Origin of the sequence: Flavobacterium sp. HJJ (genome assembly GCF_015351475.1) — a bacterium.
GTDB lineage: Bacteria > Bacteroidota > Bacteroidia > Flavobacteriales > Flavobacteriaceae > Flavobacterium > Flavobacterium marginilacus.
The window spans coordinates 1-640 of sequence record NZ_JADKPR010000079.1 but is presented as its reverse complement, the minus strand read 5'-3'; the positions used below and the strand labels follow the sequence as shown (position 1 = coordinate 640).

Genomic DNA, 640 nt, shown 5'->3' with positions numbered 1-640 from the left:
AATACTGCTGGTTAAAACTGCCGTATCAACTGTTGTGGCTGTTCCATAAGCTGTACTTGGACCCATTGAAGGACTTGCTGCATAGGCATAGGTATAGCCTGGTGTTCCTCCTGTTATTGCTGTAAATGTTAATGTAGAAACTGTTGTATTACAATTGATTTTACTCGCATTAACTGTATAAGTAATAGCCGTTGCCGGATTTACCGTCACCGAAGCCGTATTAGAAACACAGCCTGTTGTTATATCTGTAACGGTCAGTGTATAAGTGCCTGCTCCCAAGCCTGTCACTTTTACTTCATCTCCATTTTGTGCGATTGTACCTGTATTTGGGCTCAGTACATAAGTAAAATTACCTGTACTGCTAGCACCGGTTACTGTAAATACTGCTGTACCATCCGCCGATCCGAAACATTTAACATCTGTCTTGATTCCTGAAACAGCTATAACTGCCGCTGGTGCTATTGTTGTCGATGCCTGCTTAGTACATCCATTGGCATCTTTTATTTCAAATGTATAATTCCCGGGTGCTAAGCCTGTGAACATACCGCTGTTCAAGCCAGTAACATTGGATACCGATGCTCCTGGTCCTGAAACTATCGTATAAACAAACGGAGCCACTCCTGTTCCAGCTGCTGGTGTA

General features: G+C 43.0%; 1 protein-coding gene. It reads right to left on the bottom strand.

All coding sequences use genetic code 11. From position 1 onward, the window contains the following. Nucleotides 1-640 (bottom strand): hypothetical protein (locus tag IRZ80_RS20810; RefSeq protein WP_194644289.1); only part of this gene is annotated, 640 nt, incomplete at both ends.